This window comes from Bartonella sp. PS17NMGDW (genome assembly GCF_042193555.1).
Classification (GTDB): domain Bacteria; phylum Pseudomonadota; class Alphaproteobacteria; order Rhizobiales; family Rhizobiaceae; genus Bartonella; species Bartonella grahamii.
In genome coordinates this window covers 184,360-193,232 of record NZ_JBHILY010000003.1, presented here as the reverse complement: position 1 = coordinate 193,232, position 8,873 = coordinate 184,360, and the positions used below count along the sequence as shown (strand labels likewise).

Here is an 8,873-nt window from a genome sequence, read left to right as displayed (position 1 = left end):
GACTGAACAACTTGAGCGAAAAGAGCAAGAGTGCGTTGGATATCAAGAGATTATTGAACAAGGGGAACAAAGGCTTTTTGCAAAAACTCAAAAAGTATCGCAGGAATGGTTGAAACAATGGGATGAGGGAGTAAGGCTATGGGAAAGAGACGTACTGGGGATAAAAAATCCTAGGGAAGATATGAAATTCAGTGGGGATCGGCTTCCATTGGTAAAGGATATTTGTGTTCGAGGGGATCACAAAGTGCGTTTATTGTACAAGCAAGCACTTGGAAAAAAACTTACTTATGAACATTACAAAAAAATATGCAGTCTCTTGGATAGCTCGTATTTTAGGAAATTTTTTATAAAAGCAGTGCGATTAATGAGAAAGAATGGAATAATTCTGCAAAAGTTTGTAGATCCTCTTACGAAAAAAAAACGGAGTCAACCTACGATGTTATTACTTCATTGGTGGTTATATGTTCTTGATGATATGATTACAGCTGAATGCAAACAGCACCAAAAGGAAAACTTTACAGGGGAGGATGAAAAGAAAAAATTTACAGATACTTTGTGGGACAACATATCTATAAGTATAGAACACAAAGAGATAGAGGAAATGCTAAAGCTTTCGGAATCTTGGTCTGGTGAGTGTACTTTATTATTATATTGTAAAAAGAATGTGTTGTTGTTGTTGTGTGATATTTCCAGTGATTATAAGGCGGCAAGAGAAACTTTCATTTACTATAAGAAGCTTATTAAAACAGTGAAAAAGGGCTATGTTGCCTTTGATAATGGTTGCCATTCTGTCACAGTTAGAGATGCAATCAATACTTGTAAAGAGAATGACACAAATAGAGCAAAAAATCTTTCCATTGTTGAAGGGAATCCAACATTTGAAGAAGCTTACAAATTAGGCGTTAAAGAGTGGATGAAATCATCAAATGAGAAATGCGATAACCGATTGATCTTTTGGGAGAAGCTTGTTGAGGAAAAAAAGTTAAAAGACAAATTAAAAGTTATCTTTGGGGATAAGAAGGTAAAGGCGCTGAAAGAGGCTATTGAAAAAGATAAAGAACAGCTTGCAAGTGAAGTGCAGAAAGCAATTTTTGGGAAAAAGGATTTTTGTTACTATAAATCTCGAGAGTATTTCATAGACTATCTGAGATAATGGTTAAATGAAGGGGTAGAGAACAGCCCTATGAATCAGTGGTTTTTCTGAAATCTCTGCTATTATGCAGTGGTGGAAAAGACGTGAAAACTCTTAAACATATGCGGCAGTTTTTATGAGAGAGGAGAGTTTTTTCGATCAATGGATAGCGCACTATAAAGAGCATATATTGAGGAGGAAATGGATTGTGTTTTTGCTTTGGGTGCGATAATTGCTTCTTGGGGCATTTTGTTATGATGTTTTTTTGTTTATTGCCTTTTGCAGCTTGTTTGGAGGGGAATTTGAATAACAGAAACGTCAATAAGGTAAGCTGTTGGGGATTGCTTTTGTGGGGGGGATAGCGAGTATATTTTTTATTTGTGATGATGTTTTTGTTAATCTGATTAGTTATTTCCTATCGTTTTATGTAAAGAAAATTTAAAACTCTCTCTTTACGTGGGGTTTTAAGGTTCTAAGGTTTTTGTAAAAAAACTGTAAGAGTTAAATACTCTTTTTGAGGTTTTTTCTAGTTTGGTGTGAATGTGTTCATTGCCAGCAATGATATTTTTTTGCGGAATATATTGTTGCCTTCTTTATCGCTGACAAAACCACTGGTTTTGCGAACCATCAGTATGCCGGTAGTTCTATCAAAAATTTGTAGGTTATCTTCCCAAAAGCTATCAGTTCTTCCAGCAGCAACATAAGCTAAATCAAGAGCAGCAGCACCAAAACGGCGAAGTCCAGCAACTTCCGCCATCACATTGCGTAATTCAATAAGATAGGTTCCATGATTTGGGCGACCAAAATGAGGCATGCTTGTAGCAATGACACAATCTTCTAGTCTGCGCCGAGCAGAAACGCGACAGCATCGGTCATTGAAAAAAGCACCACACCCGCGTTCTGCGGTAAATAGTTCATCACTCAGGGGATTGTAAATGACACCATCAGCGATTTTTCCTTGGCTTTCTAAGGCAATGGAAACAGCAAAAAAAGGAATGCCATGGAGAAAATTTGTGGTGCCATCTCAAAGGGTCAACAATAAAACGGTGTTGTGAATCTTCTCCAATAATTTTTTCCGCTTTGCGATCTGCTTGGCTGACATAATCTGCTAGATCTTTTCTGAGGTCTAAATGCCTTTTTTGAGGGTTTTTTCTAGTTTGATGCGAATGTGTTCATTGCCAGCAATGATATTTTTTTTGCGGAATATATCGCTGCCGCCTTCTTTATCGGTGACAAAACCACCGGCTTCGCGAACCATCAATATTCCAGCAGCCATATCCCAAATTTGCAGATTATCTTCCCAAAAGCCATCGGTTCGGCCAGAAGCAACATAAGCTAAATCAAGAGCAGCAGCGCCAAAACGGCGAAGTCCGGCAACTTCCGCCATCACATTGCGTAATTCAATAAGATAGGTTCCATGATTTGGGCGACCAAAATGAGGCATACCTGTGGCAATGACACAATCTTCTAGTCTGCGTCGAGCAGAAACGCGACAGCGTCGGTCATTGAAAAAAGCACCACACCCGCGTTCTGCGGTAAAGAGTTCATCACTTACGGGATTGTAAATGACACCAGCAACGATTTTCCCTTGACTTTCTAAGGCAATGGAAACAGCAAAAAAAGGAATGCCATGGAGAAAATTTGTGGTGCCATCTAATGGGTCAATAATGAAACGATGTTGGGAATCTTCGCCAATGATTTCTTCAGACTCTTCCATTAGAAAACCAAATTTGGGGCGCGCTTTGCTTAATTCATTGAAAATAATTTTTTCCGCTTTGCGATCTGCTTGGCTGACATAATCCGCTGGTCCTTTCAAAGACACTTGCAAATTTTGCACTTCACCGTAATCACGCACCAACGAGCGTCCTGCTTTCATTGCAGCTTGCACCATGACATTCATGACTGCAGAATGGGCCATTTTTTATTCCTTTATTTATCTTTTTCATTTGCGCGACGCAAATAAATCAACTCATTGGTGTCTACAATGATACGTTCACCAGCATTCATAAAGGGGGGAACAAGAATACGAATCCCGTTTTCAAGAATGGCGGGTTTATAAGAGGAGGTAACCGTTTGTCCTTTGATGGCAGGATCGGCTTCCGCAATCGTGACAGCAACTTGATCAGGAAGTGAGATGCCAATAGGCTTTTCTTGATAAAGTTCAACTGTGACAGTCATCCCATCTTGGAGAAAAGCAGCACGTTCACCAACAAAATCCTTTTGAAGTTCAAGTTGTTCATAAGATTCTGAATCCATAAAGACCAAAGCATCCCCTTGTTGATAAAGAAATGTGAAATCCTTTTGTTCAAGGCGCACGCGTTCAACCGTCTCAGCAGCACGAAAGCGTTCGTTAAGTTTTGTACCATCAATTAAATTTTTCATTTCAACTTGGTTAAATGCACCACCTTTTCCTGGTTTTACAGCGTTGCATTTAACAGCAACCCATAAGCTTCCTTGATGTTCGATCACATTACCAGGGCGAATTTCATTGCCATTAATTTTCATCGTTTCTATCCAATTCTATTCTTGCAAAAAGAGCTCTCTTGTTGTCGTTATGGCGCTTTTCTTTGCTGCCTTTAACAGTCAAGCTCTTTTGTTATTTTCGGGCTCAAATTCCTTTGATTAGCCTTGCGGCTCTCTCATGGTCCTGTGTGCTCCATAGGTTTTCTCATGTTTTTTGCAAAGAGAAAAGCTTGAGTAAAAAAAGGACCTTGATGTATTTTTGCTTTTCAGTTCTTTGCAAGACCATAAAAAGCGCTCAGACGCAAGCTTTTTAAAAATTTGCACAAAAAATTTTTAGAATTTTTGGGGATTTTATCCCTTTGTGTCGTAAAATATCATCATTAATGGCAATGATATAATTGATGGCAATGATATAAGTTCCGTAAAACCATGAGGTGTTTTTAATTGAGAATATGTGGTGAATATTTGAGGGTGGCTTGTCCGGATAATCTTGTGAAATGAACCACATGAAATCGGAAGCTAAAAGAGTTCTGTTCTGAGAAGACGGATTGTTTCCCAACTGGATAGGGAAGGGACTTCTGTCCTTTGAGGGGTGGGAGGCAAGTTAAGAACAAAGAGTGTAGCGCCCTATATCACAATGTTAAAAGCTTTCATTCTGATCAGCGATGAGCTGTAAAATGGCTCTTTGTTTTATCGAGGTTAGAACTCTAAATCTTTTTAAAAGCAGGTATTCTTCTGTGCTTGATGCGATTTCATCATGGTGGTATGGGGGCTGTTGTTTTGTGATGATATCCGCATAGAAAAAGGAAACCGGAACATTTAAGATATCGGAAATTTCTTTTAAACGCCCTGCGCTGACACGATTTAAGCCGTTTTCATATTTCTGGATTTGTTGGAAAGTGACACCCAAATGTTGACCTAATGTTTTTTGAGACATCTTCAACATTTTTCGTCTAAAACGAACTTTTTTGCCTACAAAAAGATCAATATTAAGATTTTTACTTTGCATTTTAAAGCCCCCCGCCGGGTGCGAGCGCCCTCGCGTTGGTATTCCGGGAGTCTAAAAACACTGACCTCGAATCAGCATTTTGCTTTTAGTGCTTAAAGCACCTGGACATAGCAAAATCTCCCGGAATTCCGGGATACCCGCAAAGCGGGGTAAATTTATGTACGAGGTTTCGGGTTTTTAGAGCCCTATTGGTCGTTGCGTATGCGACCAAAACACCTTTCAATTCATAAAGTAATTTCAGCAAATTTACAATAAAAAATAGTTTTTTTATAAGAGACGGCGTGTTTTTCGTTCAAGCAAAAAGAATGAAAAAATAGAGCTTTCGGAATTTTCGCGATAGCCTAGTTCTTTTGCTTATTGTATATTGTTTGCTTAAGCAAATGATACCAGTGCGTTTTCTTTACCAATGAAAATGTCATTATCAAGATCTTTGGTTTGCATTTTAAAGCCCCCGCCGGTTGCGAGCGCCCTCGCATGAGTATTCCGGGAGCTTGAAAATACTGAGTTCTAGTCAGCCTTTTTGCTTTTAGTGCTTATCGCCCCTGGACAGAGCAAAATCTCCCGGAATTTCTATAAATTTTATCTTTTTGATGCAGAGAGGAGTATTTTAAAAAACAGGAAGGAGCTTTATTGCTTCTTTGTGCGCTTTTTCTAGTTGTGTTTTGTCCATGCCTTGGAGCATTATTTCAAGATCAGGAGCTTGCATTTTTGCCTCTTTTGCGAGCATATACCATGCCGCTGCCATTATTATATCGCCTTTTGTTCCTGTGCCATCTCGATAAAGCCTTGCAAGGGAAATCTGTGCTGGTGCTATCATGTTGATAGCATTTCTTTGAAGTAAATGAAAAGCACGGGGAAAATCTGTTTCTCCTCCACGCCCCTGTATAAGCCATTGTGCTAAATGAAGTTGAGCTTTTAAGTGGTTGTTTTGAGCCGCTACCTCCATGAGTTTGCGAGCATTGCGATCATCCTTTGGTCGTTTTAACGTGCCTAAGGAAAGAATTTTTGCAGCAGAAAAAGCAGCTTCAGCATCTCCAAGAGCAGCACCTTTTAAGTACAATTTTAAGGCTTGCTCGATTGCTTCATTTTCACGGCTTTGAGAAGAAACACCAGGGAGAGCTTGTTTTTCCTGTGCGGCTTTATAAAGAAGCAGTTGTCCGTAATAAAAATAGGCTTCCTTGACGCCTGCATTGACAGATTTTTGAATGAACTGTTCACCAAGTTCTTGATTTTGTTTTATAAAGTTACCATCAAACAACATAAGCCCATAGCGTAGTTGTGCTTGGGGTTCCCCCTGTTTTGCGGCGCGTTCAAACCATAAAGCAGCACGCGCACCGTCAATAGGGACAGCACATCCCTCCATATAAATTCTGGCAAGAAGAGTTTGTGCAAAAGGATCATTTTTTTCAGCACGTCGGAGTGCTTCACGAAAAGCTTTTAAATAATAACCTTGGATGTAATAGTCATAGGCTTGATCATAGTCTCCAGCTTTTAAGGGCTGAAAAGGTTCTTGAGTGTTTGAAGCTTCTTGAATCGTATTGAAAGAGTCTTCAGAACTTGAGAATTCTTCAGTGTTTCCAGCTGAATTGACAGCAGAACTTGCAAGGCCAAGCACGCCTAAGATAAGCAGCTTCACGCTTCTCTTGATCATGGTGTTTTCTCCTCATTACCGATCAGAACTTTCACATTTTTTTTTCATCATTACAAGCCGTATAAGAATTTCATTTCTATATTACTTTTTATCTCTCAGTTTTTCGTCTTAGTTAAGGTAGGGTTGGGGAAGCTAAAAAAATAGCATAAATGTCGACGAGAGCCAGACTGTTTAAAACAATCCTGTTAAAAATAATAATGATAAAGGGTTATTGTGTGTAAAGATGCTTATCTTCTATTATATTAAGGGCTTCTCCTCCTAAAATGAAAAAATGCTTACAATGGGGGCTGCTTTTTAAAATACTTATGAATGCTTATGAATAGCGCGCTATCCGTGTGATATTGTTTGCACTCTCATCAGAGATCAGCTGTAAAAAGGCTTTCTTTTTAACCGTTGTGAGAGTTCTAAATCTTTTGAGCAGCAGGTATTCCTCTGTGTTCGATGCGATCTCATCATGATGATATGGGGACTGCTGTTTTGTTAAGATATCCGCGTAAAAAAAGGAAAGTGGAACATTCAAAATATCAGAAATTTCCATTAATCGCCCTGCGCTGACACGATTTAAGCCTTTTTCATATTTTTGAATTTGTTGGAAAGTGACACCTAAAGCGTGTCCTAAAGTTGTTTGAGACATCTTCAACATTTTTCGTTTTAAGCGAATTTTTTTGCCAATAAAAAGATCAATATTAAGATTTTGAGATTGCATGTTTCCCCGCCGGTTGCGAGCGCCCTCGCATGAGTATTCCGGGAGCTTGAAAGTACTGAAATCTAATCAGCTTTTTTTGCTTTTAGTGCTGAGAGCACCTGGACATAGCAAAAACTCCCGGAATTCCGGGATACCCACAAAGTGGGCTCATCTTTACGCTAGAACTTAGGGTTTTCAAGGCCCCTTTTGGTCGTTGCGTATGCGACCAAAACATCTTTTAATTCATAAAGTAATTTCAGGAAATTTACAATAAAAATTAAAATAGTGTTTTTCTCGTAAGAGGTATTGCGTTTTTCATCAAATCAAATGGAGTTAGGAAATTTACGGCGGGCGTATACTACGGTTAAAATCTCAATTTATTTTGCAGCTACTCGATACAATATAAGATAATTTGGATGCGCTATGATTTCCCGCAATCTTAGCACTCTCTCACTTTGACAATATAGGTACAGAATAGGTACAGATGCTCGGACAATGGTAGTATACAAGCTTCTTTTAAAATTGAAAAAATCTCTCCCATTTTAATATGTAAGAAGTTGTTTCAAACCCTTCCTAGGTGTTGTGTATGCGACAAAAAACATTTGCTCAATGATAAAGTGATTTTAGGAGATTGCAGTAAAAATGAAAAAAGTTTTTGTAATTTACAGCTTTTTAATGAGAGGCGGAGAGCTCCTCATTAAAGCAAAGCTTAGTTATTTTACTACTATGATTTTCACATCCTAATGACAATTAATGGTGCTTGATTTTACCGTAAGCGAGAGGATAATTCTTCCTGATATTCATATTGGCTTTTAAAACTAATATCAAAATTAAAACGATCTTTACAATTTTTCACAAAAGTCTCTCTTGCATGTACACAGCGTATAAAATTATCTCCTTTTTTTAATCCTAATATTGAGAAAGCTTCATTAAGCAAGTCGTCTCGTTGTTGCCACAAATCTTCTAAATTTTGTATAAGGCTTCCAGGATCAGCTACAGAGATTGAAGTTTCTAGGTGCTTTCGCAAGTTTTCTAAATTTTGTATAGGGCTTTCAGGACTTATGGGGAATGAAACCGCATTTTCTAATGTTCGCGCTACAATACCATGATTTTGAAATATATTATATGTCCTCTCTGCATATTTTTTAGCTATTAAAGATGGAATATCACTAGATATACCATTTCTAAGAATGACAATATTCTCTTTATTAATTATTTTTGAATAGCCATTCCCACTGCATTTGTATTCTGTTGGTTCTCCTTCTTGTAAGTGAGCTTCACATGGTAACAGTAAAAACCCCTGTGTTTCATCCTTAAAAAGACCTAACATGCCATGTTTAAAAAGACTTTTCTCTATATAGAAAGGTGAAAATACGTTTTCAAAATAGTTACATTTCCAATAAAATCTTGAAACAAATGAACTATAAATATAGTCAAAATCAATGTTATTATCGGTAATATTATATTGTTGTTTTTTATTTTTCATTTTATCCCCTTTTTTAATTTAAAAACTTTATAATACATTTTTTTATTGATAAAATTTGTTGAATAATAATTTATGCAACAATAACTCATGTAATTACTGTTAATTACATTTACAAGATCCCTTAATTAAAAATTATTTATTTTTATATTAAGTAATATATAACTACTACTACTATTATTATTATTAATTATTGTTATTGTTAGTAACTAAAATCTCTAATTTAATTTGAGACAGTGTACTGTTTTTTTGAAAGTGCTTTGGTTTTTCCCTTATTTTTATCATTTTAAGTATCATCAGGGGGTTGTCGTTCCCCAAAATCACTTCTTCTACAGCAATGAATTCATATGTGGTGTTTAAGATTTTATCAAAGAGTGCAAAATTGCTTCCTGCTTGAACTATGGCAGGGATTTTCGTAGCTTTTGCTTATCGCTATGTTCACTGGGTATT

The 8,873-nt window shown here is 37.3% G+C and carries 7 protein-coding genes and 2 pseudogenes; 1 reads left to right on the top strand and 8 read right to left on the bottom strand.

Features of this window, described 5'->3' with window-relative positions; all coding sequences use genetic code 11:
* Window positions 1-1,153, top strand: a 1,153-nt coding sequence (locus ACFIJK_RS03600; protein ID WP_375626564.1) for a hypothetical protein, incomplete at its 5' end; no start/stop codon positions are given.
* 443 nt (window positions 1,154-1,596) lie between these two features.
* Here the strand turns inward: ACFIJK_RS03600 and ACFIJK_RS03595 are convergent.
* The 8 genes and pseudogenes from ACFIJK_RS03595 to ACFIJK_RS03560 form a co-directional block, all read right to left on the bottom strand.
* Window positions 1,597-2,250 (bottom strand): annotated as a pseudogene (locus tag ACFIJK_RS03595) (inositol monophosphatase family protein); the annotation flags it as partial.
* Between the two features lie 8 nt (window positions 2,251-2,258).
* A complete protein-coding gene (locus tag ACFIJK_RS03590) occupies window positions 2,259-3,050 on the bottom strand; it encodes an inositol monophosphatase family protein (RefSeq protein WP_015856959.1) in 792 nt (263 codons plus the stop codon).
* An 11-nt stretch (window positions 3,051-3,061) separates the two neighbouring features.
* Window positions 3,062-3,637 (bottom strand): elongation factor P, encoded by a 576-nt coding sequence (gene efp, locus ACFIJK_RS03585; RefSeq protein WP_015856958.1) that lies wholly within the window; start codon window positions 3,635-3,637, stop codon window positions 3,062-3,064.
* A gap of 598 nt (window positions 3,638-4,235) precedes the next feature.
* Complete coding sequence (locus tag ACFIJK_RS03580) at window positions 4,236-4,604, bottom strand: helix-turn-helix domain-containing protein (RefSeq protein ID WP_375625252.1); 369 nt, start codon at window positions 4,602-4,604, stop codon at window positions 4,236-4,238.
* Window positions 4,605-5,211: 607 nt separating this feature from the next.
* Window positions 5,212-6,255 carry a tetratricopeptide repeat protein gene (locus ACFIJK_RS03575; RefSeq protein ID WP_375625253.1) on the bottom strand — a complete coding sequence of 348 codons (1,044 nt, stop codon included), beginning with the start codon at window positions 6,253-6,255 and terminating at the stop codon, window positions 5,212-5,214.
* Between the two features lie 313 nt (window positions 6,256-6,568).
* A complete protein-coding gene (locus tag ACFIJK_RS03570; RefSeq protein WP_375625254.1) occupies window positions 6,569-6,961 on the bottom strand; it encodes a helix-turn-helix domain-containing protein in 393 nt (130 codons plus the stop codon).
* A gap of 745 nt (window positions 6,962-7,706) precedes the next feature.
* The gene (locus ACFIJK_RS03565; protein ID WP_375626560.1) at window positions 7,707-8,426 is read right to left on the bottom strand and encodes a hypothetical protein; all 720 of its coding nucleotides are present in this window, start codon (window positions 8,424-8,426) and stop codon (window positions 7,707-7,709) included.
* A 273-nt stretch (window positions 8,427-8,699) separates the two neighbouring features.
* Window positions 8,700-8,849, bottom strand: a pseudogene (locus ACFIJK_RS03560) (thiamine phosphate synthase); the annotation flags it as partial.
* Window positions 8,850-8,873: the final 24 nt, after the last annotated feature.